The following is a 25,270-nucleotide window of genomic DNA, read 5'->3' as shown; positions in this document are numbered from 1 at the left end:
CTGCACCTCGGTGGCGGGGGAACACCGCTAACATCCGCAGTCGTGCCAGAGGAGACCACGCGCGAGCCGGAACCCGGCCCCGTGACGCTGAGCCGAGCCGACCGGGTCGTCCCGAGCTGGGACGAACCACTCGCGGCGGCGGTCACCAGACCCATCGGCGGCCCGCTCGGCGAGCACGCGGCGGTCGGCAGGCACTGGTTCTGGTCGCCCCAGCGCGTCGGCCTGCTGCTGGCCACGCTCGCGCTGATGCTCTGCTGGTTCGGCAAGGGCTCCTGCATCCAGCAGTACCAGGACTCCAGCGGCGCCACCCAGCTCGACTGGCGCGCGGGCCGCCCGTTCGTCGCGATGTGCTACTCCGACATCGTGCCGCTCTACAGCTCCGAGCGGCTCGACCGGCCGGGCACCTTCCCGTACTACACGTCGTGGAAGGAGAGCTCGCAGACGGCGGAGAACAACACCCGGTACATGGAGTACCCGGTGTTCACCGGCCTCTTCCAGTGGGCGAACGCGAAGCTCGCGGCGGGCTGGGAGAACGTCGCCGAGACCGGCTGGCTGCCCGGCGGGCTGCCGGTCGCGGTCTACTTCGACCTCACCGCGCTGTTCCTGGCGATGGCCTGGCTGGTCACGGTCTGGGCGACCGGGCGGACGATGAAACGCCGGCCGTGGGACATGGTGCTGGTGGCGGTCTCGCCGCTGGTGCTGGTGCACGCGTTCACCAACTTCGACGCGATCGCGACCGCGTTCACCGCGACCGGCCTGCTCGCCTGGGCGCGCAAGCGTCCGCTGCTCGCCGGGCTCCTGCTCGGCCTGGGCGCGACGGCGAAGCTCTACCCGCTGTTCCTGCTCGGCGTGCTGTTCGTGCTGTGCCTGCGCGCGGGGAAGCTGACGCCGTTCTGGAAGACCGCGGCCGCCACCGTCGTGACGTGGCTGGCGGTGAACGCGCCGTTCATCCTCACCGCGACCCGCGGCTGGTGGGAGTTCTTCCGGATGAGCACGCTGCGGCCGATGGACCCGGACTCGCTGTACAACGTCATCTCCTACACCACAGGCTGGGCCGGCTTCGACGGCGTGCTGCAGAAGAACCAGACGCCGGCGTACCTGAACCTCACGGTGGCCGTGCTGTTCCTGGCCTGCTGCGCGGGCATCGCCTACGTCGCGCTCGCGGCGCCGCGGCGGCCGCGCGTCGGCCAGCTCGCGTTCCTCGTCGTGGCCGCGTTCCTGCTGACGAACAAGGTGTGGAGCCCGCAGTACTCGCTGTGGCTGGTGCCGCTGGCGGTGCTGGCGATCCCGCGCTGGCGGCTGCTGCTCGGCTGGATGCTGATCGACGCGCTGGTCTGGGTGCCGCGGATGTTCTACTACCTCGGCGTCGACCACAAGGGACTGCCGGAAGGCTGGTTCCTCGGCACGGTCGTGGTCCGCGACCTCGCCGTCGCCGCGCTGTGCGTGCTGGTGGTGCGCGAGATCTACCGGCCGGCCACCGACCTGGTCCGGATCGACGGCGACGACGACCCGGCCGGCGGCTTCCTCGACGGCGCCCGGGACGCGATCGTCCCGAACGCCGTCCGGCACCGCCGGAAGGCCGTGGCCGTCTAGTTCAGCTTTTCCCGCAGGTAGGCGATGTCGGTGGCCTGGCCGTCGGCCGGGGTCTCGACGACGACCGGCGCGCCCGCCGCCCGCGCGACCTCGACCAGCACGTCCGGGTCGATGGTGCCTTCGCCTTCGACGACGTTGGCGTGCCGGTCGCGGGTCGAGCCGAACTCGTCGCGGGAGTTGTTGAGGTGCACCAGGTCGATCCGGCCGGTGATGGCCTTGACCTTTTCGACGGCGGTCCCGAGGTCCCAGCCCGCGGCGAACGCGTGGCAGGTGTCCAGGCAGAACCCGGCGCCGAACTCGCCGACCTTGTCCCACAGCCGCGCGATGACGTCGAGGTCGCGGGTGATCGCGTTCTCGCCGCCGGCGGTGTTCTCGATCAGGACCGGGACCTTGAAGCCGCCCTTCTCCTGCTCGCGCTCGAACAGCTTGCGCCAGTTGTCCAGGCCGGCCTCGACGTCGTCATCGGCGCCGACGTGCCCGCCGTGCACGATCAGGCCCTTGGCGCCGATCGCCGCCGCACCGTCCGCGTGCTGCGTGACGTTCTTACGGGAGGGGATCCGGATCCGGTTGTTCAGCGAAGCCACGTTGATGAGGTAGGGAGAGTGGATGAACACCTCGACGGGGTCGGCCGCGATGGCCTCGCCGTGGGGGTGCGGCTTCGGGGCCTTCCAGCCCTGCGGGTCCGAAAGGAAGAACTGGACGACGTCGGCTTTGCGCTCGGCGACCGCGGTCAACGGGTCGTCGTCACGGACATGGGCGCCAATCAGCATGCCGAGCAGGCTACTCCGGGTACTTCTTTCCCCTGTGGGACCGGTTGGTGACGCTCGTGGAGTACCGTGAGCGCGTTCCGTGATCCAATTGGGCCGACTGCCGGAGGGCATCGATGGGGAAGCAGTTCACACGGATCACCGCACTGGGGTTCACTCTCGCCGCTTCGGCCGCGCTGGCCGCGCCCGGGATCGCGAGTGCCGACCCGAGCCCGACCCTCGGCGGCGACTGCTCGGCCACCCTGCAGAACGGCCAGGCCCACGACGCGAAGACCGGCCTCCTCCTGGACGCGGGCGCCCCGCTGAACGCCCCGGACCGGCTGACCGTCGGCCTCGACTCCAGCTCGAAGAACACGAACGGCTCGGTCCCGCTGCTCACGCTCCCGGTGGGGGACGCGGTGCGGGCGCTCGGCATCGGCGACGTGCCGGTGGTCGGTGACGCGGCGGCGAAGGCCGTCTGCCCGACCGCCCAGAGCGTCGTGAACACCGTCGGCGGCGTGACGCAGGGTGTGGCCAGCGAGCTGCCTCCGCTGCCGCTCCCTCCGACGCCTGCGCCGCCCGCGCCGCCCGCTCCGCCGACCCCGCCCGGTCAGACACCGCCCGGTCAGACCCCGCCCGGTGACAGCACCGGCCCGGTGACCACCGGTCCCGGTGGCGCCGGCCTGCCGGGCGACGCGATTTCGGGCATCTTCAGCAACGCCTCGCTCCTGCCGGGCAGCCTGATCCAGGCGCCGGTGATCGCGCAGGTCATCCCCGGTCAGCAGATCCCGACGGTCGACGAGCAGAAGTCCGGGACGGCCGAGGCGCTGCCCGGCGTCACGCCGCCGGCGAAGCTGCCGGTGCTGCTCGCGGTGCTGGCGCTGGCGATCGTCGCCGCGGCCCTCGTCCGGGCCTGGATCCGCCGCTCACCCGCCTGATCTCACCGAAGGTGACGCCCGCTTCCACTCGAATGCCGGACATTTCTGAGCGAGCGGGCGTCACCGTGCTGCCTTAACGTCGTTGTCCTGGGAAAGGGACGCGAGGCAAGGGGCGGCGAGCATGCAGGATCGGACACGGAGGGCAACGGCGGTCGGCGCGACGGCGTTCGTCCTCGCCGGTTCGGCTGTACTCGGCATGCCCGGCACCGCCTCCGCGGACACCATCACGGCCAAATGCGGTGACACCGTCACTGCGAAACCCGGCGACACGATCTCGACTCCGTTCGGCCTGAAGACGGTGACGGACGGGTTGACCAGCCTGGTCGGCGGTCTACTCGGCGGACTGTGCAAGGTGACCGTGAACATCGTGGATACGGTCGTCGCCCCGGTTCCGGTGGTCGGCGGCCCTGCGGCGGGCGCCCTCGACAACACAGTTGCCGGCACCACCAACGGCATCAGCAAAGCGACCGGCGATGTCGGCCGCACCCTCAGCGGCGGTGGTCAGCCCGCACCCGGCCAGTCGCCCGGTACCGGGGGCAACCAGCAGAACCCGCCGTCCGGGGGCACTGGGGGCGCGCCGCAGGGTGGGACTCCGGCAGGCACCACGCCGATCCCCGAGGCGAACAGCCCGTTGCTGCCCGGCTTCTCGAGCAGCCCGGTGTTCGGTGGCTTCCCGTTCAGCGTCGGCACGGGCTACGCGCCGATGCGGGACTACAGCGGCATCCCGTTCGCGACGGCCGGGCTCTTCACGCCGTCGCCCGCCATCCGGTACGGCAGCCAGATCCCGGGTTACGCGCCGCAGTACGGCCTCAACGGCCCCGACCAGGACGCGGCGGCCGGCAACTCCGGCATCCAGACGGCGGGTCAGGCGGAAGCGCTACCGTCCGCATCCGACGGGTTCACGGACGGGTCGAACCTGCCGCTGCTGATCGCGGTGCTGGCACTCTCCGGAGTCAGCGCGGGCCTCGTGCGGACGTGGGTGCTCCGCCGAATGGCCGCTGCGAATTGACCCGACTGCCGAGTATCTTTCACGTATCTTCTTCGTTGAGCCTGGTGTTCAGGACGACGACGCCTTGATGACCCCACGGAGGACAGTGCTCGTGCGGAAGTTCTTGACCATGACCGCCCTTGCCGCCTTCGTGACCGGTAGCGCTTTCCTTTCCGCGGGCACAGCCTCCGCCGCGACGACGCTCGCGGGCACCTGCTCGGGCTCGGTCAACGGCAGCATGGGCGACACCGTGGCGGTGCAGGGCTCCTCGGTGAAGGAGTTCGTGCGGCAGGGCGCGAAGGACCAGGTCAACGTGCTGACCTTCGCCACTGTCTGGCCCGATGCACTGGCCGACACCATCGCGAAGAAGGGCGCGCTGACCGTGGGCAGCGTGCCGAACTCCGCAGGCGGCTCCATCGCCGGCGATGCGATCGGCACTGTGGTGGCGAACGCGTTGAAGGGTTCGTCGGGTCTCGGGGTACTTCCCGACACCCAGACCAAGGTGCTCAACTCGATCAAGAGCCGAGTTGCGCAGGGTTGTGGCCTCACCACGATCGCCACGAACTACGTCGCACCGGGTCAGCCGGGCGCGGGCGGCACCGGCACCCCGCAGGGCGGCGGCACCGGCACCGTTCCCGGCGGCACGTCCGGCAACCTCTCCAACCTGAACCCGGGCAACGCGGCCGGCTCCGGCACCGCGCCGATGCGCGACTACGGCGGCATCCCCACCGCGACCGCCGGCACGGCCGTCGCCCCCGGGGTCCGCTACCCGGCCGACGGCTCGCTCCCCGGCGACGCCTCCGCGCCGCAGGGTGACACGGGTGCCCAGAGCGGCCAGGGTGCCGACATCCGCGACGCGGGCAACGCGCAGTCGCTGGCTTCGCCCGGCTCCTCGAACGACGTCCAGCTGCCGATGCTGCTCGCGGTGATCGTGCTCGCCGGCGTCACCGCGGGGCTCGTCCGCACCTGGGTCCTGCGCCGCGCGAGCTGACCCGGCCGACGGCCCTCGGGACACCCCCAGGTACTCTTACCTGGACAAACCCTCCTGTCACGGACAGTCCGTGACCGCGAGCCCATAGGAGGTGAGTGGTTGTGTCACGCCATTACGAGGTAATGGTCATCCTGGACCCCACGCTCGACGAGCGCACGGTCGCTCCGACGCTGGACACCTTCCTCAACGTCATCCGCACTTCGGGCGGAAGCGTCGAGAAGGTCGACGTCTGGGGCCGGCGCCGGCTTTCGTACGAGATCAAGAAGCACGCGGAGGGCATCTACGCCCTGCTGGACCTGAACTCGTCCTCGGACGCGGTGAAGGAGCTGGACCGCCAGCTGTCCCTGCAGGAGACCGTGCTCCGCACCAAGGTCATGCGTCGCGAGGTCAAGCGCGCCGCGGCCAAGCCCGCCGCCGCCAAGGCCTGAGCCGAAGGGGATTCCCGATGGCTGGAGACACCGTCATCACGGTGATCGGCAACCTGACGTCCGACCCGGAACTGCGCTTCACCCCGTCCGGTGCGGCGGTCGCGAACTTCACCGTCGCGTCCACGCCCCGCACGCTCGACAAGCAGTCGGGCGAGTGGAAGGACGGCGAGGCGCTGTTCCTGCGCTGCAACATCTGGCGGCAGGCGGCGGAGAACGTCGCCGAGTCCCTGACCCGCGGCGCCCGCGTCGTCGTGCAGGGCCGCCTGAAGCAGCGGTCGTTCGAGACGAAGGAAGGCGAGAAGCGCACCGTCGTCGAGCTCGAGGTCGACGAAATCGGCCCCTCGCTGCGCTACGCCACGGCCAAGGTCAACAAGGTCAGCCGCGGTGGCGGCGGCGGTGGTGACTTCGGCGGCGGCGGTGGCGGCGGGAACCGCGGTGGCGGCGGCGGCGGAATGCCGGCCGACGACCCGTGGGGTTCCGCCCCGGCCGCGAGCGGCGGCGGTGGCGGCGGCTTCTCGGACGAGCCCCCCTTCTGATCTCGTACACATCCAGAAAGATTTGAACTTCCAGGAGTGACCAGTGGCCAAGCCACCCATCCGCAAGCCCAAGAAGAAGGTCTGCGTGTTCTGCAAGGCCGAGAAGAAGGGCCGCCCGGAACTGATCGACTACAAGGACACCAACCTGCTGCGGAAGTACATCTCCGACCGCGGCAAGATCCGTGCCCGTCGCGTCACCGGCAACTGCAGCCAGCACCAGCGTGACATCGCCATCGCGGTCAAGAACTCCCGCGAGATGGCGCTGCTGCCCTACACCTCGACCGCGCGCTAAGGGAGGGCACCGAAATGGCGAAGATCATCCTCACCACGGACGTGGCCAACCTGGGCGGCCCCGGCGACATCGTCGAGGTCAAGGACGGCTACGCGCGCAACTACCTGCTCCCGCGGGGCTACGCGATCGCGGCCTCCAAGGGCGCGGAGAAGAACGTGCGCACCATCCAGCGCGCGCAGGAGAGCCGTCGCATCCGCGACCTCGACCACGCCAAGGAGATCAAGGCGACGCTGGAGGGCCTCGGCGCCATCCAGCTCACCGGCAAGGCGGCCGAGGGCTCGAAGAAGCTCTTCGGTTCGATCACCGCCGGCGAGATCGTCGACGCGATCAAGGCGGCCGGTGGCCCCCTGCTCGACAAGCGCGTCATCGAGCTGCGCGACCACATCAAGACCGTGGGCAAGCACTCGGTCGGCGCCCGGCTGCACCCGGACGTGAAGGTCGACGTGCGGCTCGAGGTCAAGGCCACGCAGGCGTGAGCCAGTAACTCAGCACGTCGTGGAAGGCGGGTCGCTCCCTGGTGGGCGGCCCGCCTTCACGCGTTTCGGGGGAACCTCGGACACCCGGGCGTCGTCGTAGGAGAATGGAGCGGGACGCGAAGGGAGCGCACTCGGATGGGTAACGAGGTCACCATGTCCGCGCCGTCCGGCGGTGGGGGTTTCACGTTCGACGCCGACAAGATCGACGGCGTCATCAAGAAGTGGCAGGACCTGCAGACGGACCTGCAGAACGACGCCGCCGACGCCAACCTGATGGCCGACGTCAAGGCGCCCGGCAAGGAGTTCGCGAGCGGTGACTGGGAGAAGCTCGCCAACCCTTCCGGCAAGGCGTTCCTCGAGCAGAACCAGAAGATGCAGGAATACGTGAAGAACTACATCCAGGCCCTGCTCGACGCGAAGAAGCGGATCACGGCCGCGGACGCGGACCACACCGGCGACATCTCGAAGGCGGGGACGCAGGCGTGAACCGCCGTCTCGTGCTGCCCGGGCTCGCGCTCGCCGCGCTCGCCCTCGCCGGCTGCAGCACCACGACCGGCGGCACGGCCAACCCGGCCGCCACGTCCGGTACGCCGGACTCCGCGAGCAGCAGCGCGGACGGCGGCGGTGGCGACGGCGCGCCCAAGGTGTCGAGCCCGCTCGACCCGGCCAAGCTGAAGTCCGACCCGTGCTCGGTCCTCTCGGCCTCGCAGCGCTCGACGCTCGGCCTCGAGGACGGCACCCCCCGCTCCAGCTCGGCGGGCGCGTCCTGCGCCTGGATCTACACCGGCGACGAGACGCGCAGCAGCCGGATCGACATCGCGGCCGACCCGAACACCGACGGGCTCGCGGGGATCTACGACCTCTACGCCAAGGGCGGCAAGGACCAGTACGAGTACTGGGAGCCGGCCGACGTCTCCGGTTACCCCGCGGTGTACGCCGCGACCAAGGACTTCCGCGCCCAGGGGCAGTGCAAGCTGCTGGTGGGCGTGACGGACACCCAGGCCGTCCAGGTCTTCACGCAGATCGGCAGCGGCCCGGGCGCGACCCAGCCGTGCCCGTACGCGGAGAAGGCGGCCGAGGCGATGATCCAGACCTTGAAGGAGGGCTGAGATGCTGGAACTGGTGCTGCTCGGCGGGTTCGCCGCGTACAACATGGCGACCACGCACTCGGACGACCACACCTCGCAGCAGGGCGACCGCAAGATCGACTGCTACGACATCTGGCACCAGATCACCACCGGCCCCGGCACCGGCTCGATCCAGAACGGTCAGTCGGCGGCCAGCCGGCTGAAGGGCGCGTACTCGGACCGGCTCACCACGATCGACACGCTGGCCAAGGAGATGGACGCGGCCTGGACCGGCGGCGGCTCGGAAGCGGCGCAGAACGCGGGCGCGCACCCGCTGCGGGTGTGGATGGAGGACTCGGGCACCAAGCTGACCGCCTCCGACAAGTACCTCGGCGAACAGAACAACGCGTTCACGACCGTGCACGCGCAGGTCCAGGAAGTCCCGAAGGACCCGCCGAAGAACAACCTGCTCAACGCCGTGACGCCGTGGACGACCGACACCGACCGGGCGATCCGCGACTACAACGCCAAGGGCCAGGCCAACGTCGACGCCTTCAACACCTACTACAAGGCGAGCAACGACAACGGCCAGAACATGCCGACGTACTCCGCGCTCAAGGGGCAGCAGGAGACCATCAACGTCGACGACGGCAAGAAGAAGAAGCCGGACGACAGCAACGGGAATGGCGACGGCAACGGAACCGGGAACGGTACCGGGACCGGGACCGGAACGGGCACCGGCGGTGTGAACATGCCGGGGCCGGGCGGCGTCCCGTCCTTCGGCGGCCCGCCGGGCACGCCCGGGGGCAGCTTCGACCCGTCGAAGGTGCCAGGCGGGAACTTCGACCCGTCGAAGGTGCCGGGCTTCGACCCGTCGAAGGTGCCGAGCGGCAGCTACGACCCGTCCAAGATCCCGGGCGCGGGCAACTACACACCGCCGAACTTCAGTGACGGCACCAACGCATCCGGCTTTTCGCCTTCGGACGTGCCGGGCATGCCGGGTTTCGGCCCGGGGAGCGCGCCGAACTTCTCCGGCGGCGGAGGCGGCGGCGGGTTCGGGCCCGGCGGCGGCTCGGGCGGCATCGGCGACCCCACGGCGGGCTTCGGCCCGGGCGGCGGCGCGGGCTTCGGGCCCGGCGGCTCGACCGGCGCGTCCCTGCCGGGCGGCGCGGGCGCGTCCGGCGCGGGCCGGGGCGGCATGGGTGCCGGCGGCGCGCTGGGCGCGGGCGGCGCGGCGGCCGGGCGCGGCGGTGCCACCGGCATGGGCGGGATGGGCGGCATGGGCCACGGCGCCAAGGGCCAGGGCGGCGGCGACGAGGAACGCACGTCGAAGTACCTGCTCGGCGAGGACCCGAACGACATCTTCGGCTCCGACGAGCTGACCGCCCCGCCGGTCATCGGCGAGTAGCGCACGCGAGACCGCCGGGTGCGTGCCAAGATGGGCGCGCCCCGGCTTCGCGCGGGTTCACCTTCACTGACTTCGATCTTCACTGGGGGAAGAGCGGTGCTGGACAGGCAGGTCACCATCACGACCGGCACCTTGATCAACCTGATCCGGCGCCGGGGCGGCGAGCCGCACACGGTGCTGTCAGACAAGCCGACCTGGTACAGCGACGAGGCCCAGCGCGCCGAGGACGAGCGGGTCAACGCCGAGCTCGCCAAGGCCGGGCTGTTCGGCCCGCGCGGCATGCACCCGGGGTTCGTCGCGACGGTCGAGGCCATCGCCCGGCCGCAACTGGAGTACTACGGCTGGATCGACGGCGGGTACCAGGGCAAGCCGGTCAGCTACCGGCTGCTCGGCGGCAGCGCCGGCGGTGAGGCGTTCGTGCTGGCCAAGCACGAGGAGCTGGACGTCGTCGTGCTGGAGTCGACCCAGCCGCACGAGCTGCTCGACGGCTTCCTCGGCCAGATCCCGAAACTGGCGCCCGGGCGCGGGACGCCGCTCGCCGTGCCGAAGAGCCAGGTCGAGGGGACCGCCCGCCGCGACGAAGGCGGATACGCGGTGCTCCGCAACGACCGCCCGGCCGAAGGCTCGCAGGAGGTCGACGAGCTCCGGCGGATCCTGGCGCTACGCCGGATGGGGAGCGGCAGCCTCTACGTCGCCGCCCGTAACCGCAGCGGGGCCTGGCGCCGCATCGAACGCCCGGTGAACTACATCGATACGTCGGAAGGCCGGTGGCTGACCGAAGAGGTTCCGGGACGTGGGGAGAACCGGATCGCCTTCACCCCGGCCGACCAGCGCGTTCTCGCTGAGCGGTTACGCAGCGCACAGGGCCGGCTCACCGCGGCCTGATTGCCGGCCGTTCAGCCCATCGAGTTATGGCTCTACCCTCCGTGATATTCATCCACAGGCCGTGTGGGTCAATGGTCTTCGACTGGTCCACGACACGCCGAACGACGGACTTCACGCGACACGCCGGACGAGTTTCACGGAAGTTCTCCACACCTTGTTCACAGCCTTTGACCTGCAGATTCCCCAAAGCCGATCACGCTTGTCCCCAACTTGTCCACAGCTCTCGCGGCACCTGTGACTGGTTACCCCCATTCATCCACAGGTTGTCCACAGAAGGCTCCCCATCCGGAATTGCCATCCGCCTTCCGGGGGATCTAGCGTGCCCGCTCGGGCCTGTACTCACGGTGGCGCCCGGCGTGCCTCCGAGAGCCGGACGACGTTCTCGCCGATCATCGGGGGACACGTCCGGAACGGTCAGGCACGAGCCGGCCGCGTGCTTCGAGAGCGAAGATCCGGCATACTCGAACTAGTGTTCGACACGATGAGGAGGTGTCCGGGGCGGTGGCGCTGACCGACGACCGCAGTCCGATGTATGCGGAGAACGACCCGGGTCCGAGTGACCCCGGCCCCGGTGGCGGGTTCGACCGCCAGCCGCCGCAGGACATCGCGGCCGAGCAGTCCGTGCTCGGCGGCATGCTGCTGTCCAAGGACGCGGTCGCCGACGTCATCGAGGCGCTCGGCCCCGACGACTTCTACAAGCCCGCGCACCAGGCGATCTACGACTGCGTCCTCGACCTCTACGGCCGCGGCGAGCCGGCCGACCCGATCACCATCTCGGCGGAGCTCGAACGCCGCGGCGAGCTGGGCCGCGTCGGCGGCGCGCCCTACCTGCACACGCTGATCGCGACGGTGCCGACGGCGGCGAACGCGGGTTACTACGCGGAGATCGTCGCGGAGAAGGCGGTGCTGCGACGGCTGGTCGAAGCCGGCACCCGGATCGTGCAGTACGGCTACGGCGCGGCCGCGGCCGACGGCGCGAACATCGACGAGGTGGTCGACCGCGCACAGGCCGCGATCTACGACGTCACCGAGCGCCGGACCAGCGAGGACTACGTCGCGCTGGAAGAGCTGCTCCAGCCGACGATGGACGAGATCGACGCGATCGCCTCGCGCGGCGGCCAGTCCCAGGGCATCCCGACCGGGTTCACCGACTTCGACGAGCTGACCAACGGCCTGCACCCCGGGCAGATGATCATCGTCGCGGCGCGCCCCGGTGTCGGCAAGTCGACCCTGGGCCTGGACTTCGCGCGGTCGGCGTCGATCCGGCACGGCCTGACCAGCGTCATCTTCTCCCTGGAAATGAGCCGGACCGAGATCGTCATGCGCATGCTCTCGGCCGAGGCGAAGATCCGCCTGGCCGACATGCGCGGCGGCAAGATGTCCGACGACGACTGGACGCGGCTGGCCCGCCGGATGAGCGAGGTGTCCGAGGCACCGCTGTTCGTCGACGACTCGCCGAACATGACGATGATGGAGATCCGGGCGAAGGCACGCCGGCTGAAGCAGCGCAACGACCTGAAGCTCGTCGTCCTCGACTACCTTCAGCTGATGACGTCCGGCAAGCGTGTCGAGTCGCGGCAGCAGGAAGTCTCGGAGTTCTCGCGGCAGATGAAGCTGCTGGCCAAGGAGATCGAGGTCCCGGTGATCGCGATCAGCCAGCTGAACCGTGGTCCCGAGCAGCGGACGGACAAGCGCCCGATGCTGTCCGACCTCCGTGAGTCCGGCTCGCTGGAGCAGGACGCCGACCTCGTCATCCTGGTCAACCGCCCCGACGCGTGGGAGCGCGACGACCCGCGCGCGGGCGAGGCGGACCTGATCATCGCGAAGCACCGTGCCGGACCGACGGCGACGATCACCGTCGCCCACCAGCTGCACTACAGCCGCTTCGTGGACCTTTCCCACGACTAACCGAGGGCGCTGTACCCGCGGACGAACGCCGTGAGGAGCCGGCCGAAGTTCTCGCGGTCCTCGTCCGGCCAGTCCGCCATGACCTCGGCGAACACCGAGCGCCGGAAGGCGTGCAGCTCGTCGAGGTGCGCCTGGCCGGCCTCGGTCGGCACGAGCACCGCACGCCGTCCGTCGCGCTGATCGGCTTCGCGGCGAAGCAGTCCCTGCTCGACAGCGCGCGCCACGAGCCGGCTCGCGCGCGGCTGGTCGACACCCATCGCCGCGCTCAAGGCCGTCACCGTGCCGGCTTCGCCGCGTTCGGTGAGCTCTTCGACGACGTCGAGCAGCTCGTGCACCGGGTCGTGCGCGCCCTGGCCGCGGGCCTTCCCGATCCGGCTCAGCGCGCGCCGCTGCTGGCTGCGGCGGATCGCGATCATGGCGCGCTCGACCTCGGCCACGGCGTCCGTCATGGTTGCTCCACCCTCCGAACTACATGTAGTTTTACATGTAATTGTTCCTCGACATATTCGGAGTCTTCATGAAACCCCTCGGCTGGTGGCTTCGCCACGTCCACGAGCTTCTCGAATCCTCCATGGCCCGCGTCCTCGACGCCGAGTCGCTGACCCGCCGGCACTGGCAGGTACTCAACACGATCGCCCTCGGCGCCCGCACGCCGGAGGAGGTCGACGCGGCACTGGCGCCGTTCGGCCCGACAGCCCACCAGCTCGCCGACCTCCGGGCTCGCGGCTGGGTCACCGCAAACGGCGAACCCACCAAGACGGGCCGCGAAGCCCACGCCCGCGTCGAGCAGCGCGTCGAAGCGTTCCGCGTCGCGGTGACCGACGGGATCAGCGACGACGACTACCGCACGACGATCCGCACCCTGGAGCGTTGCGCGGCGAACCTCGAAGGTCGCTGACGGAATATCCCGGGAGGCCCGCGCGTCAGGTATCCTAGTAGTTGAACTTTCAAGCACTGGAGCCGTCGATGACCCGCACCCCGGTCCTCTACCTCAGCCACGGAGCGCCGCCGCTCGCCGACGACACCACGTGGACCCGCCAGCTCGCCACCTGGTCGGCCGACCTACCCAAGCCCCGCGCGATCCTGGTCGTGTCGGCGCACTGGGAGGAGGCGCCGCTGACCATCGCGGCCACGACGACCGTGCCCCTCGTGTACGACTTCTGGGGCTTCCCCGAGCGCTACTACCAGGTGCAGTACGCGGCGCCGGGCGCGCCGGAACTGGCGGAGAAGGTGCGGAAACTGCTCCGCTCGACCGACACACCGGTGCACGACGCGCCGGAGCGCGGCCTCGATCACGGCGCCTACGTGCCGCTCGTCGAGATGTACCCGGACGCCGACATCCCGGTGCTGCAGGTGTCGATGCCCTCGCTCGACCCGCAGGAGCTGTTCGACCTCGGCCGCAAGCTCGCGCCGCTGCGCGACGAAGGCGTACTGATCATCGGCAGCGGCTTCTTCACCCACAACCTGAGCGGCATGGCCCGCGCCACCGACGGGACCCCGCCCGCGTGGTCGGCCGAGTTCGACCACTGGGGTGACGAGGTGGTGCGCGACGGCGACGTCGACGCGCTGCTCGACTTCCGGCACAAGGCGCCGGCGGCAGCGCTCGCGCACCCGCGGATCGAGCACTTCGCGCCGCTGTTCGTCTCCCTCGGCGCGACCGCTGAGGAGAAGTCCGGCCGCACGGTGATCGACGGGTTCTGGCACGGCCTGGCGAAGCGCTCGCTGCAGTTCTCCTGACCTTCCCGGGAACACGAACGAGCCCCAAGAGCCGGGTCGGCTCTTGGGGCTCGTCCTCTCCAGGGAAGGAGAGCTTCTTCGATCGTCAGGCACTCCGTGCGAGGAGACCTCGCGGCGCGGTGGAGCGCCTGCCGGGGTTGAGGGGCCGGGCGGGTCCTGGCTGAACCCGCCCGGCATCAGCAACTACTTGCGCTTGACCAGACCCAGCAGCTTCGCGAGGAAGCCGGTCGAGTCGAGGCCCGACATCGCCGGGACCTGCGCGGCCGGGGCCGCGCTGTCCAGCACCGGCAGCTTCGCGTTCACCGGCAGGGCCGGGGCGGCGGGCAGGGCCGGGGCGGCGGGCAGCGCGGCCGGGGCGGCCGGCAGCGCCGGGGTCACCGGCAGGGCGACCGGCAGCGTCGGGACGCCGCCACCCAGGGCGGGCAGCGTCGGCAGACCGGCGGTCGGCAGCGCGGCGGGCAGGCCGGCGGCCGGCAGGTCCGCGCGCTCGGTGTGCCCGGGGAGGACACCGCCCAGCCCGTTCACCGCGGGGGTGGGCAGGCCCGCCTTCGGCAGCGCCGGGGCACCGGCGAGGCCGCCTGCGGCCGGTAGCTGCGCCAGCTTGGTCAGCCCGGCCAGCGGGTTGCCCCCACCGGTCGGCAGGTCGGCACGCTCGGTGCCGAGGGGCGCGGCGACCGGCAGCGCGGGCAGGCCCTGGGTGGGCAGCCCGGCGGTCGGCAGCTTGCTGGTCAGCCCGTCCACCGAGGGCAGGCCCTGCGTGGGCAGTCCGGCGACCGGCAGCTTGCCGGTCAGGCCCGCCAGCGAGGGGAGACCCTGGGTGGGCAGCCCGTCGACCGGCAGCTTGCCGGTCAGGCCCGCCAGCGAGGGGAGACCCTGCGTCGGCAGCCCGTCGACCGGCAGCTTGCCGGTCAGCCCGTCCAGCGACGGCAGGCCCTGGGTGGGCAGCCCCGCGGTCGGCAGGCCACTGCGCAGCGCGGCCAGCGAGGGCAGCTCGTCGGCGGCCAGCTCGGAGCCCTCGACCGGGAACGCGATGGCGTCCTCGGCCTCGTCGATGCTCGTCATGTCCGTCGCGTCCGCGGTCGCGACCCCGAGCAGCTCGAGGGGCACGCCGAAGATCTGCACCGGCAGCGCGAACGCGTGGTAGAAGTTGTAGCCCGACAGGCCGGAGCCGTCGCCCGCGGTGACGGCTTCGCCGCCGTTCTCCGTGGTCAGCGTGTTGTCGCCGATCGCGTGCGCCACGCCGCCCACGGTCACCGCGTCGCCGAACAGCTGCGCGATCGCCGTGACCGGGAGGTCGAGGATGTTGCCGGAGATGGCGCCCTCGACACCCGAGGTGGTGTCGTCGCCCGCGTTCTCCACGGACGTCGTGTTGATCCCGGTGCCGCTGGCGACACCCAGCGCGCTGACGGCGTCACCGAAGACCTGCGCCACCGGCAGCGCGTCCACGCCGACGATGTTGCCGGCCACGCTGCCGCGGTCACCGTTGGTGGTGGCGTCGCCGCCCGCCTCCGACATCGTGTCGCTCGTGCCCAGGCCGTGGCCGAGGGCCGCACCCGCGACACCGTCGCTGAACAGCTGCGCGGCACCCGCGATCGGGGCCTTCACGATGTTGCCGGCCAGCGCACCGTCCTGCCCGTCGGTGAGGGCGTCGCCGCCCGCCGAGGAGTCGGTGATGTTGTCGTTCTCACCGGTGCCGATGCCCGCGAGGGCGGCACCGCTGCCGGCGGCCAGCACCGGGAGCGAGACCGGGGCCTCGATGATGTTGCCGGCGCCGGCGCCGGCGGGGCCGTTCGCCGTGACGTCGCCGCCCGCGTTGGACGTCGTGTCGGTCGAGCCCTGGCCGTGGCCCTGGCCGACGAACGCGCCACCGATGTTGGCGACCTGCACCGGCAGCGAAGCCGGCACGGTGCCCAGGTTCGAGCTCAGGAAGCCGTTGTCGTCGTGGGTGCTGCCACCGCCGCCGCCGGAGACGACCTTGGTCTCGTCGGCCGAGCCGGAGCCCTGGCCGATGAACGAGCCGCCCACGCCGAAGACCTCGGCCGGGAGACCGACCGGCACCTGGACGACGTTGCCCGAGCCGGACGAGTCGTTGCCCTGCGTGCCGTCGTACGCCCCGGCGGTGACCGTCTTGTCCTCGGTCGCCGTGCCGGACGCGTTGCCGATGTGGCTGCCGCCGATACCGAAGACCTCGGGCGCGCCCGCGGTCTGGGTGTTGACGATGTTGCCGCCGAGGACGGAGCCGTTGCCCCTGGTGTAGCTGCCGTCGCCCGCGTTGGCGTCGGTGGTGTTGTCGTGCGCGGCGTTGGCCTGGCCGATGTAGGTGCCACCGATGCCGAAGGCCTCGACCGGCAGCGCGACCGACGGGTTCAGGACGTTGCCCGACGCGCTCGCGTTGTCACCGGCGGTCTTGACGAAGCCGCCCGAGTCGACCGTGCTGGAGGAGCTGCCGGTGTCGGGGATGCCCGCCGAGGCGTTGCCGATCCACGAGCCCGCGACACCCGCGACGTTCGCGATCGGGGACAGCGAGGCCGCCCCGCCGTTGCCGGACAGGAACGAGTCGTTGCCGCTCGTCTCGAGGTAGGTCGGGATGCCGAGGCTGCCCTCGCGCGTGTCCCCGGCCGTGGCGTCGGCGGAGGTGTCGCAGCCGTCGGAGTTCGACAGCGCGCCCCACACGGCGCCCGAGTTGCAGTTGAACTTGACCGGCACGGCGATCGGCGCGCCGATCACGTTGCCCGATCCGGCGCTCTGGTCGCCGGAGCTCAGCAGCGAGCCACCGGAGGTGGCGACGGTGTCGGCGGAGTAGCCGTGGCTCTGCCCGTTGCCGAGCAGGTACGAAGCGGCGTTGCCGGTCACCTGCACCGGGGTGGCGAGCTGGCCCGCGACCACGTTGCCGGAGAGGGAGGAGCCGTCGCCGCTGGTGTCGACGTCCCCGGTCTCGGTGGTGCTCTGGCTGGCCGACCCACCGGTCACGCGGCCGGTGCCGCCGGCGACGCCGCCGCCGTTCCCGGCGATCTGCACGGGGAGCGCCCAGTCGAGGGCGACCGCGTTGCCCGCGAGGCTGGAGTCCTGGCCCGACGTCGCGATGTCCTGGTTGTGGTCCCAGGTCTGCGTGTGGTCGCCGCCCTGGACGTTCGCGTCGCCGATCACGCCGACCGCGTTGTCCACGATCTGGATCGGGACGACGACGTCGCCGGTGACCTTGTTGCCCTTGAGGTTGTTGTGGCTCGGGGTGAACTTGCCCCCGAGGGTGCTCTGGTTGATCGGGCTCGCGTCGTCGAGCTGCTTGGCAGCCTCGTTCGCGGCGTTGCTGACCGGCTTGGTGCTCAGCTCCGTCTGCCCGGCGGGCAGGTCCAGCTGGCCGAAGGGGGTGCCGACCGCGTTGTTGGCTTCCTGGATGGGAGCCGTGACGTTCAGGTCGAGCGGGGAGGCCGGCGCGTCGGGGTTGACGTTCTCGTCAGCCGAGGCGATGCCGGTACCCAGCATCAGCAACCCACCCGTGACAAGTGCGGTCTGGAGTCCGCGCTTTGCCCACGTCTGCATGGGGTTTTTCTCCTTTATTTCGGGTTCCCTTGCGGGCTTATGGGGGTGCGCTCGTCGAAGTCGAAACGGGGTCCGAGCAGCACCGAGGGGGAAGGAACTTCGTGCGGGCGCGAGAAAGCGCACCGCCGTGTCACGGATATTTCGCGGACGCGGGCGCCGTCAGATGAAGACGGGCTTGGGCGCGTCAGCGACCCGTGAAGGGAGGTGTTCAGTCAGGAGTGACGCCGGGCTGCTCGCCCGGGGTGCGCATCGCGGTGCGCAGGCCGGCGCGGCTCATGGCCGCGACGGCGGAGTCGACGGCTTCGGTCGTCCAGAACGGGACACCGAAGTTGAGGCCGTCGAGGTGACCACCGGGGGCAGTGCTGCCACCCGGGGCGGTGGGGACGAGCGGTGCGACCGGAAGCTGCACCGGGGCCAGCGGGGACGGCAGGTGACGGTGCCTCTCGCGGAACTTGCCCGCGGCACCGGTGCCGTCTTCGTGCTGGAAACCCTGCGGCGACGGGAGCATGGCTCGCGGCGCGGCGGGGAGCTGGACGGCCGAGACGGCGACCGTGTCCGTGGTCTGGCCGATGCCCGTGGTCACCGGCTCCTGCTCGACCGGGGAGAGCCCCGGGAGCGGAACCAGGTCGCGGTGGCCGGCCGGGTCGAGCAGCTGCCACACGTCGTGGCCGGGCTCGGGGGTGAAGGTCTGCTCGAGGACCTGGCGGGTGTCCTGCGGCTTGCGGACGATGTGCTCGACCGCGTCGAGGGTGCGGTGCGCCGGGCTCACGACGGCGTCCTCGGCGAGGTCCGACACCGAGTCGCCGACGCGGTCGGAGACCTCGTGCCCGAGAACGCGGGCACACGGCTCGCTCCACGCGGTGGCGTCCTGGTGGCAGCTCGACGCGGAGACGTCGCCGGCCGCGTTCGCCGCGCCGGTGTTCACGTCGCCGAGGCTGCCGCTCGCGGCCTCGGCGATCGGGGCGGTGCCCACCTCGACGGTGTCCGCGGAAGCGGTGGCACCGGAGACGAGCCACGCGGCGGCGGTGCCGGCGACGGCACCACCGAGGACGAGCAGCGCACGCGACACGAGACGGCGGGTGCGCTGAGCGCCCTGCCCCTCGTTCGTCGCGGTGTCCGCCACTCGCCGTCTCCTCGCACTGGGTGGGTGATCGATCGGCAACATTGCGTTGCGAAGGCGACCTAACCAAATGCGCGACGCGGCGCGCACCCCCGACACGACTTGATGCCCCCATCGTGTGAACGACACACTGTGTAGCCCGGCCTGACGGCGGGTGATCACCCCTGGCAGCGATCGGTGCCGGACGCGGCCGCGGGAAAGCGGCCGAATCGGACGCCCAGCCAGTACGGTGGGTCAGTGAGCCACGCGCGACGCGAAGATCCGTTCCTGCCGGAGCACGAGGACATCACCGGGCTGATTCCCCGGGGCCTGCGCATCAGCGCGGCCCTGGCGTGGCGGTTCATCGTGGTGGCCGCCGCGCTGTACGCCGTGGTCTGGGTGATCGGCTACCTGTCCGTCGTCATCATCCCGCTGTCCATCGCCCTGCTGCTGTCCGCGCTGCTCGCGCCGGCGGTGCAGAAGCTGGTCGCGGTGCGGTTCCCGCGCGGGCTGGCGACGGCGATCGTGCTGGTCGCCGGGCTGGCGGTGCTGGGCGGCCTGCTGACGTTCGTCATCACGCAGTTCTCCTCCGGCCTGCCCCAGCTGCAGAAGCAGCTCAACGACAGCCTCAACCAGATCAAGGAGTGGCTGCTCAACGGGCCGCCGCACCTGCGCCAGGAGCAGATCCAGGACTTCATCAACCAGGCGATCGGCTTCATCCAGAACAACCAGGCGTCCATCACGACGACCGCGCTGACGACGGCGAGCACCGTCGGCGAGATCCTCACCGGCTTCCTGCTGACGCTGTTCATCACGATCTTCTTCCTCAGCGGTGGCGAAGGCATCTGGACGTTCCTGGTCCGCGCCGCGCCGCGGCGGGTCCGCAACCGCGTCGACGTCGCCGGGCGCCGCGGGTTCGCGTCGCTGGTCAGCTACGTGCGGGCGACGGCCGCGGTCGCCGTGGTCGACGCGGTCGGCATCGGGGTCGGCCTGTGGATCGTGGGCGTGCCGCTGGTGATCCCGCTGGCGACACTGGTCTTCATCGGCGCGTTCATCCCCATCATCGGCGCCGTCATCGCCGGTGGTGTCGCGGTGCTGATCGCCCTGGTGACGAACGGGGTCATCGGCGCCGTGATCGTGCTGGCCATCGTGATCGGCGTGATGCAGCTGGAAAGCCACATCCTGCAGCCGCTGCTGCTCGGGCGGGCGGTGAAGCTGCACCCCCTGGCCGTGGTCCTGGCCATCACCGCCGGCCTGGTCGCGGGCGGGATCGCCGGCGCGCTGCTGGCCGTGCCGCTGCTGGCGGTGCTGAACGCCGGCGTCCGGTCGCTGCTGCACGAGACCAACCCGGACCCCGCCGAGGTCAACGTCCTCAAGGACCAGGCCGCGCAGCCGAACGACGCCGAACCCGGCGGGCCGAAAGCCGAAATCGCGACGGTCGCCGAGGAGGAAGCCGGGTCGTCGACGGACGAGCCGCCGAAGCGCACCGACGAGCCGTGACCACGCGGCGGTCACCGGACCCGATCACGCCGATGTGGCGCGGGGTGCTCGCGTTCCGCGTGCTCACCTGGGCGTTCGCCTTCGGCACCGTGATCGTCCAGAGCGGGAGCTACCAGCGTGAGTGGCTGGCCTGGACGGTCCTCGGCGTGATGGCCGCGTGGACGCTCGCCAGCAGCTTCCTCTACCTGCGCGAGCGGACGCGCCCGCCGGCGCTGGTGGTCTTCGACCTCCTGCTCACGACCGCACTGCTGCTGACCTCGCCGTGGGTGCTCAGCGACGCGCAGTTCGCCGCGAACGTCCCCCTCATCACGACGGTGTGGGCGGCCGTGCCCGCGGTCGCCGCCGGCGCGCGTTTCGGGGCGAGCGGCGGGGTGCTGGCCGGGCTGGTCCTCGGCGTGGCGACCGGGCTGGCGCGGGAGAAGTTCGACATCGACGTCGCGCGCGACGGCGTCCTGCTCGCCGCCGCCGGGCTGCTGGTCGGCATGGCCGCGACGATGGGACGGCGGTCCGCGGCGCGGCTGGAGCAGGCGCTGCGCAAGGAAGCGGCGACGGCCGAGCGGGAGCGGCTGGCCCGGTCGATCCACGACAGCGTGCTGCAGGTGCTGGCCCGGGTCCGCAAGCGCGGCAACGAGGTCGGCGGGGAAGCGGCCGAGCTGGCGAAGCTGGCCGGCGAGCAGGAGATCGCGCTGCGGTCGCTGGTGACGACCGAGCCGGTGCGGCCGAACGACAGCGGCACGACGAGCCTGCGGGCCGCGCTGCAGCTGCTCGCGACGTCGTCGGTGCAGGTCTCGACGCCGGCCGACGACGTCGAGCTGCCCGCCCACGTCACCGACGAACTGGTCGCCGTAACCCGCGAAGCGCTCTCGAACGTGGAGAAGCACGCGGGCGCCGGCGCCCAGGCGTGGGTGCTCCTGGAAGACCTCGGCACCGAAGTGGTGGTGAGCATCCGCGACGACGGACCGGGCATTCCGGACGGAGTTCTCGCGCGAGCGGCCGCGGACGGGCACCTCGGTGTGGTGGAATCCATCCGGGGGAGGGTGCGCGACCTCGGCGGGAGCGCGACCCTCGACACCGGGCCCGGCCGGGGCACCGAGTGGGAAGTCAGGGTGCCGTGCACGAGGAGTGCGAAGTGAGCGAGGAGCGGATCTCGGTGATGGTGGTCGACGACCACCCGATCTGGCGCGACGGAGTGGCCCGCGACCTGACCGAGCACGGCTTCGACGTGCGGGCGACCGCTCCGGACGCCGACGCGGCGCTGCGGATCGCGCGGACCGTCCGGCCGGACGTCGTGCTGATGGACCTCAACCTCGGCACCACCTCCGGGGTGGACGCCACCCGCGAGATCACGTCGGCGCTGCCGTCGACCAAGGTGCTGGTGCTGTCCGCGAGCGGCGAGCACAAGGACGTCCTGGAGGCGGTGAAGGCCGGCGCGTCCGGCTACCTGGTCAAGTCGGCGTCCGCGGCGGAGCTGGTGGACGCGGTGCACCGGACCGCGGCCGGCGACCCGGTGTTCACCGCGGGCCTGGCCGGGCTGGTGCTCGGCGAGTACCGGCGGATGGCCGACGCTCCGATGGAGGGTACCGCGGGCGCCGAGCCTCCCCGGCTCACCGAGCGCGAGACCGACGTCCTGCGCCTGGTCGCGAAGGGGCTGACCGCGCGGCAGATCGCGGAGCGGCTCGTGCTGTCGCACCGGACCGTGGAGAACCACGTGCAGTCGACGCTGCGGAAGCTGCAGCTGCACAACCGCGTCGAGCTGGCCCGGTACGCGATCGAACACGGCCTCGACGAGTAGCAGCCCTCAGGGCAGCACGGCGAAACCGGACCAGTCGCTCGTCGGCAGGGCCGCCTTGCCCAGCCGCCACGCCGGCTCGCCCGGGTGCCAGGCGGCGAGGACGCCGTCGGCGAGCACGAGGTCACCGGAGGCCGACCAGTCGAAGCCGCCCCCGCGTTTGAGGTGCTCGGTGACGAACGGCATCGCCGCGACGTGCTCCCAGTCCGGCCCGGCCAGGCGCAGCAGCCAGAGGTCGCGGGTCTGGGTGCTCGTGCTCCGGTAGGCCGGGTTGGCGAAGTCGACGGCCCAGATGCCGCCGTCGCGGGAGGGCACGACGGTGGGCGTTCGCGCGACCACCGGCCGGCTGAGCTGCTGCCGGCTGTTGTCCCGCAGGTCGACGAGGGTGAACTCGGTGAGGCCGTCGAGGAGCATGTGGTCGCCGGCGACACCGAGGATGCGCGGAGACTGCTGGACCGTGCGGCCGCTCTCCGGGTCGATCAGCGCGTCCGTCGACTCGGCGCTGTCGGAGTTGATGGTGATCAGCAGGCCGTGCGCGGTTTCGCCGCGGACCTGGGTTCGGCAGCTCGCGGGCCGGCCCTTGCCGGACTCGCCGCCGGAAAGCGAGACGTGCTGCAGCCGGCAGGTGTCCGGCGCGTCCTGGCGGATGACCCATACGCCTTCGCCGCCCTTGTCCGGGGCGACCGACCAAGCGCGGCCCAGGGAGCGCGGCGGGCTCGCGGGGCCGGTGTAGCCGAAGATCTCGAAGGGGTCGTCGTGGCCGCCGCCCGCCGGATAGGCCGTGAAGACGACGTGCGTCCCGACCCGGACGACGCTGTACCCGACGTCGCCGCCCGGGTAGCCCGGCGGCGTCCCGGCGGGGCCACTGTCGGCGTCGAAGACCGTGGGACCGGTGGTGGGGAGCAGCGCGGTGACGCCGATGCCGCCGGTCGCGGGGACGCCGAGGAGCCCGTCCGGCATGGTCCGCGTGGTGGGCGGCGGCGCGCTGGAGCTCGGCGCGGGCGGCGGCGGTTCGCTCGTGCACGCGGACAGCAGAACCAGCGCGGCCCCGAGAGCGGCGCCGCGGAATACGGGTCCGTTCAGGGTTTTCCCCCGATCTCCCTGGTGGAATCCGGTTCTACCATCATGAGCATGGGCGAGGAAGAGACCGCGGCGGCGGAACCGGTGACCGAAACCAAGCCGTTGGGCGAGCGCGATCTTCGGGTGTCGGACGACGAGCGCGAGCACGTCGTCGGGGTGCTGCAGAAGGCGATCGGCCGCGGGATGATCGATCTCGACGAGTTCACCGAGCGCACCGACCGCGCGTTGGCGTCGCGGACCCGCGGCGAGCTCAACGCGGTGCTGGCCGACCTCGCCGGGCTCTACCACCCGGCGGCCGCGACCGCGGCTGCTCCGTCGTACGCGCCACCGGCGGGCTACGGCGGCTACCCGTCCGGGCGGCGCTTCGAGCTCAACGCGAAGTATTCGTCGCTGGTCCGGAGCGGGCCGTGGGTCGTGCCGCCCGAGATGGTCGTGCGCAACAAGTACGGCTCGACGAAGCTCGACTTCACCGAGGCCCAGGTGCAGTCGCCGGTGGTGCACATCGAGCTGGACGCCAAGTGGGGGTCGGTCGAGGTGATCATCCCGGAGCACGCGGCGGTCGACGTCAACTCGATCACCGACGTCAAGTTCGGCTCGCTGGAGGACAAGACGCGCAGCAACGGGCACATGGGGAACCCGCGCTTCGTGCTGAGCGGCCGCGTCCACGGCGGTTCGCTGGTCATCCGGCACCCGCGGCGCGGGTTGTTCGGCTAGCCGGGGTCCCTCTGCCCCCGGCGTCAAGAAGGCCTCCCCACCCAGGCATCGGGTGGGGAGGCCTTCGCGCTGTTCAGGCGGCCCGGAGGTTCCTCGCGACGAAGACGACGAGCACGGCGAACGCGGCGGCGGCGAGCCCGGCGACGACGTGCAGCCCGCTGGGCAGGCCGTGCGCGCGGACGACGGCGTTGCCCAGGGTCCCGACGGTCGCGATGCCGAAGGCGTAACCGAACTCGTTGACCGTCTGGGCCAGTGACGCGGCAGCGCCCGCCTTGCGCTCCGGCACCGAGCCGACGACGAGATCGGTGCCGAGCGCGACCATCGGGCCGACGCCCAGCGACGTCACGGCGAACCCGAGCGCGGGCCACGCCGGCCCGGCAGCGGGGTCGACGAGGGCGAGGATCGCCATGCCGGCCGCGGCGAGGGCGACCCCGCCGGCGATGAGGACGTTCGGCTTGACCTTGCGCGCGAGGGCGGGCGCGGCGAGGAAGCTGACGGTGGAGGCGGCCATCCCGGGCAGCAGCCCGAGCGCGGCCCCGACCGGCGAGAGGTGCTGCGCGACCTGCAGGAACTGCGCGGTGAACAACATCGTGGTGCCGCCGAGCATGCTGAACAGGAGCATCCCGCCAAGCGTGGTGCGGAAGGCCTTCGCGGCGAAGAGACTGAAATCGACGAGGGGGTCCTTCAGGGCGCGTTGCCGCTTGTAGAAGACGTACCCGACGACCAGGCCGGCGCTCAGTGCCGCCGCCGGAACGACGTGGAAGCCGTCGCGGGCGAGTTCCTTGACGCCGTAGACGGCGGGCAGGATGGCGCCGAGGGAGAGGACGACGCTGGGGAAGTCGAGCCGGCCGGCCTGCTCGTCGCGGTATTCGGGCAGCAGCTTCGGGCCGATGACCAGCAGCAGGACCATGGCGGGCACGCCGAGCAGGAAGACCGAGCCCCACCAGAAGTGCTCGAGCAGGAGGCCGCCGACCATCGGGCCGATGATGGCGCCGACGGTGAAGCAGCCGGCCCAGATCCCGATGGCCTGGGCGCGTTGCTGCGGGTTCTTGAAGAGGGTCCCGATGAGGGAAAGGGTCGAAGGGGCGAGCGTCGCCCCGGCGATCCCGAGCACGGCCCGCGCGGCGATGAGCATGCCGGCGCTGGTGGAGAAGGCCGCGGCGACGGAGGCGACCCCGAAGGCGGCGGCCCCGATGAGCAGCAGCTTCCGCCGCCCGATCCGGTCACCGAGGGTCCCCATGGTGACCATGAACCCGGCGACCATGAAGCCGTAGGTGTCCATGATCCAGAGCTGCCCGGTGCCGTCGGCGTGCAGGCTGCTCGCGATCTTCGGCAGCGCGAGGACGAGGACGAAGACGTCGAGCGAGACGAGCAGGGTGGGCAGGGCCAGCACGGCCAGCCCGATCCACTCCCGGCGCCCGGCCCTCGCCGTCCCGGCCGGCGCTCCGGCCGGCGCTTCGGCGGTGATGGTCATGGCTGCTTCCTCTCGGCTCGGTGGTGCTTCCACCACTTCGTCGAGCGGGGTGCGCCGGAATCGACAGCTCGGCCGAGGTTC

At 71.4% G+C, this 25,270-nt stretch carries 25 protein-coding genes; 19 read left to right on the top strand and 6 right to left on the bottom strand.

What is annotated here, in order from left to right:
• Positions 1–42: 42 nt before the first annotated feature.
• Positions 43–1,593, top strand: a complete 1,551-nt coding sequence (locus ACZ4TR_RS01520) for a glycosyltransferase family 87 protein (protein ID WP_465285297.1) — start codon at positions 43–45, stop codon at positions 1,591–1,593.
• Here the strand turns inward: ACZ4TR_RS01520 and ACZ4TR_RS01515 are convergent.
• Positions 1,590–2,363 (bottom strand): deoxyribonuclease IV, encoded by a 774-nt coding sequence (locus tag ACZ4TR_RS01515; RefSeq protein WP_465285296.1) that lies wholly within the window; start codon positions 2,361–2,363, stop codon positions 1,590–1,592. The two genes, ACZ4TR_RS01520 and ACZ4TR_RS01515, sit on opposite strands and share 4 nt — an antisense overlap.
• 113 nt (positions 2,364–2,476) lie before the next feature.
• Between ACZ4TR_RS01515 and ACZ4TR_RS01510 the strand changes: the two genes are divergently transcribed.
• The 12 genes from ACZ4TR_RS01510 to dnaB all read left to right on the top strand — a co-directional run bounded on the left by ACZ4TR_RS01510 (position 2,477) and on the right by dnaB (position 12,256).
• Positions 2,477–3,277 carry a hypothetical protein gene (locus ACZ4TR_RS01510; protein WP_465285295.1) on the top strand — a complete coding sequence of 267 codons (801 nt, stop codon included), beginning with the start codon at positions 2,477–2,479 and terminating at the stop codon, positions 3,275–3,277.
• A gap of 121 nt (positions 3,278–3,398) precedes the next feature.
• The gene (locus ACZ4TR_RS01505) at positions 3,399–4,286 is read left to right on the top strand and encodes a hypothetical protein (RefSeq protein WP_465285294.1); all 888 of its coding nucleotides are present in this window, start codon (positions 3,399–3,401) and stop codon (positions 4,284–4,286) included.
• Between the two features lie 109 nt (positions 4,287–4,395).
• A complete protein-coding gene (locus ACZ4TR_RS01500) occupies positions 4,396–5,256 on the top strand; it encodes a hypothetical protein (RefSeq protein WP_465285293.1) in 861 nt (286 codons plus the stop codon).
• 101 nt (positions 5,257–5,357) lie between these two features.
• Entirely contained in the window at positions 5,358–5,684 is a 327-nt protein-coding gene (gene rpsF / locus ACZ4TR_RS01495; protein WP_176742059.1) for a 30S ribosomal protein S6, read from the top strand.
• 17 nt (positions 5,685–5,701) lie between these two features.
• On the top strand, positions 5,702–6,220 hold the full coding sequence (locus tag ACZ4TR_RS01490) for a single-stranded DNA-binding protein (RefSeq protein ID WP_364510132.1): 519 nt from the start codon (positions 5,702–5,704) through the stop codon (positions 6,218–6,220).
• A gap of 43 nt (positions 6,221–6,263) precedes the next feature.
• On the top strand, positions 6,264–6,512 hold the full coding sequence (gene rpsR, locus ACZ4TR_RS01485) for a 30S ribosomal protein S18 (protein WP_003098744.1): 249 nt from the start codon (positions 6,264–6,266) through the stop codon (positions 6,510–6,512).
• Between the two features lie 14 nt (positions 6,513–6,526).
• Positions 6,527–6,988 (top strand): 50S ribosomal protein L9, encoded by a 462-nt coding sequence (rplI, locus tag ACZ4TR_RS01480; protein WP_364510130.1) that lies wholly within the window; start codon positions 6,527–6,529, stop codon positions 6,986–6,988.
• 135 nt (positions 6,989–7,123) lie between these two features.
• Positions 7,124–7,474, top strand: coding sequence for a hypothetical protein (locus tag ACZ4TR_RS01475; protein ID WP_364510127.1), 351 nt, complete (start codon positions 7,124–7,126; stop codon positions 7,472–7,474).
• On the top strand, positions 7,471–8,097 hold the full coding sequence (locus ACZ4TR_RS01470) for a DUF3558 domain-containing protein (RefSeq protein ID WP_465285292.1): 627 nt from the start codon (positions 7,471–7,473) through the stop codon (positions 8,095–8,097). The genes ACZ4TR_RS01475 and ACZ4TR_RS01470 overlap by 4 nt, the downstream gene beginning before the upstream one ends.
• Before the next feature lies 1 nt (position 8,098).
• The gene (locus ACZ4TR_RS01465) at positions 8,099–9,463 is read left to right on the top strand and encodes a hypothetical protein (protein WP_465285291.1); all 1,365 of its coding nucleotides are present in this window, start codon (positions 8,099–8,101) and stop codon (positions 9,461–9,463) included.
• Positions 9,464–9,559: 96 nt separating this feature from the next.
• Entirely contained in the window at positions 9,560–10,348 is a 789-nt protein-coding gene (locus ACZ4TR_RS01460) for an ESX secretion-associated protein EspG (RefSeq protein ID WP_465285290.1), read from the top strand.
• Positions 10,349–10,849: 501 nt separating this feature from the next.
• Positions 10,850–12,256 carry a replicative DNA helicase gene (gene dnaB / locus ACZ4TR_RS01455; protein WP_364510793.1) on the top strand — a complete coding sequence of 469 codons (1,407 nt, stop codon included), beginning with the start codon at positions 10,850–10,852 and terminating at the stop codon, positions 12,254–12,256.
• Here dnaB and ACZ4TR_RS01450 read toward each other — a convergent pair.
• A complete protein-coding gene (locus ACZ4TR_RS01450; protein WP_364510117.1) occupies positions 12,253–12,705 on the bottom strand; it encodes a MarR family winged helix-turn-helix transcriptional regulator in 453 nt (150 codons plus the stop codon). The two genes, dnaB and ACZ4TR_RS01450, sit on opposite strands and share 4 nt — an antisense overlap.
• A 68-nt stretch (positions 12,706–12,773) precedes the next feature.
• Here ACZ4TR_RS01450 and ACZ4TR_RS01445 point away from each other — a divergent pair, with 68 nt between their 5' ends.
• Together ACZ4TR_RS01445 and ACZ4TR_RS01440 are read left to right on the top strand one after the other, a co-directional pair.
• Positions 12,774–13,154 (top strand): helix-turn-helix domain-containing protein, encoded by a 381-nt coding sequence (locus ACZ4TR_RS01445; protein ID WP_465285289.1) that lies wholly within the window; start codon positions 12,774–12,776, stop codon positions 13,152–13,154.
• A 68-nt stretch (positions 13,155–13,222) separates the two neighbouring features.
• The gene (locus ACZ4TR_RS01440; RefSeq protein WP_465285288.1) at positions 13,223–13,993 is read left to right on the top strand and encodes a dioxygenase family protein; all 771 of its coding nucleotides are present in this window, start codon (positions 13,223–13,225) and stop codon (positions 13,991–13,993) included.
• A gap of 183 nt (positions 13,994–14,176) precedes the next feature.
• On the opposite strand, the gene ACZ4TR_RS01435 is transcribed toward ACZ4TR_RS01440, so the two are convergent.
• Positions 14,177–17,533 (bottom strand): beta strand repeat-containing protein, encoded by a 3,357-nt coding sequence (locus ACZ4TR_RS01435; protein ID WP_465285287.1) that lies wholly within the window; start codon positions 17,531–17,533, stop codon positions 14,177–14,179.
• Positions 17,534–17,741: 208 nt separating this feature from the next.
• Entirely contained in the window at positions 17,742–18,656 is a 915-nt protein-coding gene (locus tag ACZ4TR_RS01430) for a hypothetical protein (protein ID WP_465285286.1), read from the bottom strand.
• Between the two features lie 234 nt (positions 18,657–18,890).
• On the opposite strand from ACZ4TR_RS01430, the gene ACZ4TR_RS01425 reads away from it, so the two are divergent.
• From ACZ4TR_RS01425 to ACZ4TR_RS01415, 3 genes are read left to right on the top strand one after another with little or no spacing between them, the layout of a single operon-like run.
• A complete protein-coding gene (locus ACZ4TR_RS01425) occupies positions 18,891–20,132 on the top strand; it encodes an AI-2E family transporter (protein ID WP_364510103.1) in 1,242 nt (413 codons plus the stop codon).
• Positions 20,129–21,265, top strand: coding sequence for a MacS family sensor histidine kinase (gene macS / locus ACZ4TR_RS01420; RefSeq protein WP_465285285.1), 1,137 nt, complete (start codon positions 20,129–20,131; stop codon positions 21,263–21,265). The genes ACZ4TR_RS01425 and macS overlap by 4 nt, the downstream gene beginning before the upstream one ends.
• Before the next feature lie 20 nt (positions 21,266–21,285).
• Positions 21,286–21,924 (top strand): response regulator, encoded by a 639-nt coding sequence (locus ACZ4TR_RS01415; protein WP_465286259.1) that lies wholly within the window; start codon positions 21,286–21,288, stop codon positions 21,922–21,924.
• A 6-nt stretch (positions 21,925–21,930) separates the two neighbouring features.
• Here the strand turns inward: ACZ4TR_RS01415 and ACZ4TR_RS01410 are convergent, their stop codons facing one another.
• Positions 21,931–22,881 carry a hypothetical protein gene (locus ACZ4TR_RS01410; RefSeq protein ID WP_465285284.1) on the bottom strand — a complete coding sequence of 317 codons (951 nt, stop codon included), beginning with the start codon at positions 22,879–22,881 and terminating at the stop codon, positions 21,931–21,933.
• A gap of 171 nt (positions 22,882–23,052) precedes the next feature.
• Here ACZ4TR_RS01410 and ACZ4TR_RS01405 point away from each other — a divergent pair, with 171 nt between their 5' ends.
• Positions 23,053–23,715, top strand: coding sequence for a DUF1707 SHOCT-like domain-containing protein (locus ACZ4TR_RS01405; protein WP_465285283.1), 663 nt, complete (start codon positions 23,053–23,055; stop codon positions 23,713–23,715).
• 73 nt (positions 23,716–23,788) lie between these two features.
• On the opposite strand, the gene ACZ4TR_RS01400 is transcribed toward ACZ4TR_RS01405, so the two are convergent.
• Complete coding sequence (locus ACZ4TR_RS01400) at positions 23,789–25,189, bottom strand: MFS transporter (protein WP_465285282.1); 1,401 nt, start codon at positions 25,187–25,189, stop codon at positions 23,789–23,791.
• Positions 25,190–25,270: the final 81 nt, after the last annotated feature.

It is taken from the genome of Amycolatopsis sp. NPDC028719, assembly GCF_055565395.1.
This window is presented reverse-complemented; position numbering and strand designations above follow the sequence as displayed.

Excerpts from the sequence above, each read along its gene's own strand:
- ACZ4TR_RS01465 (WP_465285291.1), top strand. The coding sequence starts at position 8,099 with ATGCTGGAACTGGTGCTGCTCGGCGGGTTCGCCGCGTACAACATGGCG.
- ACZ4TR_RS01510 (WP_465285295.1), top strand. The coding sequence starts at position 2,477 with ATGGGGAAGCAGTTCACACGGATCACCGCACTGGGGTTCACTCTCGCC.
- ACZ4TR_RS01435 (WP_465285287.1), bottom strand. The coding sequence starts at position 17,533 with ATGCAGACGTGGGCAAAGCGCGGACTCCAGACCGCACTTGTCACGGGT.
- ACZ4TR_RS01440 (WP_465285288.1), top strand. The coding sequence starts at position 13,223 with ATGACCCGCACCCCGGTCCTCTACCTCAGCCACGGAGCGCCGCCGCTC.
- ACZ4TR_RS01500 (WP_465285293.1), top strand. The coding sequence starts at position 4,396 with ATGACCGCCCTTGCCGCCTTCGTGACCGGTAGCGCTTTCCTTTCCGCG.
- ACZ4TR_RS01515 (WP_465285296.1), bottom strand. The coding sequence starts at position 2,363 with ATGCTGATTGGCGCCCATGTCCGTGACGACGACCCGTTGACCGCGGTC.
- ACZ4TR_RS01415 (WP_465286259.1), top strand. The coding sequence starts at position 21,286 with ATGGTGGTCGACGACCACCCGATCTGGCGCGACGGAGTGGCCCGCGAC.
- ACZ4TR_RS01505 (WP_465285294.1), top strand. The coding sequence starts at position 3,399 with ATGCAGGATCGGACACGGAGGGCAACGGCGGTCGGCGCGACGGCGTTC.
- rplI (WP_364510130.1), top strand. The coding sequence starts at position 6,527 with ATGGCGAAGATCATCCTCACCACGGACGTGGCCAACCTGGGCGGCCCC.
- ACZ4TR_RS01490 (WP_364510132.1), top strand. The coding sequence starts at position 5,702 with ATGGCTGGAGACACCGTCATCACGGTGATCGGCAACCTGACGTCCGAC.
- ACZ4TR_RS01405 (WP_465285283.1), top strand. The coding sequence starts at position 23,053 with ATGGGCGAGGAAGAGACCGCGGCGGCGGAACCGGTGACCGAAACCAAG.
- ACZ4TR_RS01450 (WP_364510117.1), bottom strand. The coding sequence starts at position 12,705 with ATGACGGACGCCGTGGCCGAGGTCGAGCGCGCCATGATCGCGATCCGC.
- ACZ4TR_RS01400 (WP_465285282.1), bottom strand. The coding sequence starts at position 25,189 with ATGACCATCACCGCCGAAGCGCCGGCCGGAGCGCCGGCCGGGACGGCG.
- ACZ4TR_RS01475 (WP_364510127.1), top strand. The coding sequence starts at position 7,124 with ATGGGTAACGAGGTCACCATGTCCGCGCCGTCCGGCGGTGGGGGTTTC.
- ACZ4TR_RS01445 (WP_465285289.1), top strand. The coding sequence starts at position 12,774 with ATGAAACCCCTCGGCTGGTGGCTTCGCCACGTCCACGAGCTTCTCGAA.
- ACZ4TR_RS01410 (WP_465285284.1), bottom strand. The coding sequence starts at position 22,881 with ATGCCGGACGGGCTCCTCGGCGTCCCCGCGACCGGCGGCATCGGCGTC.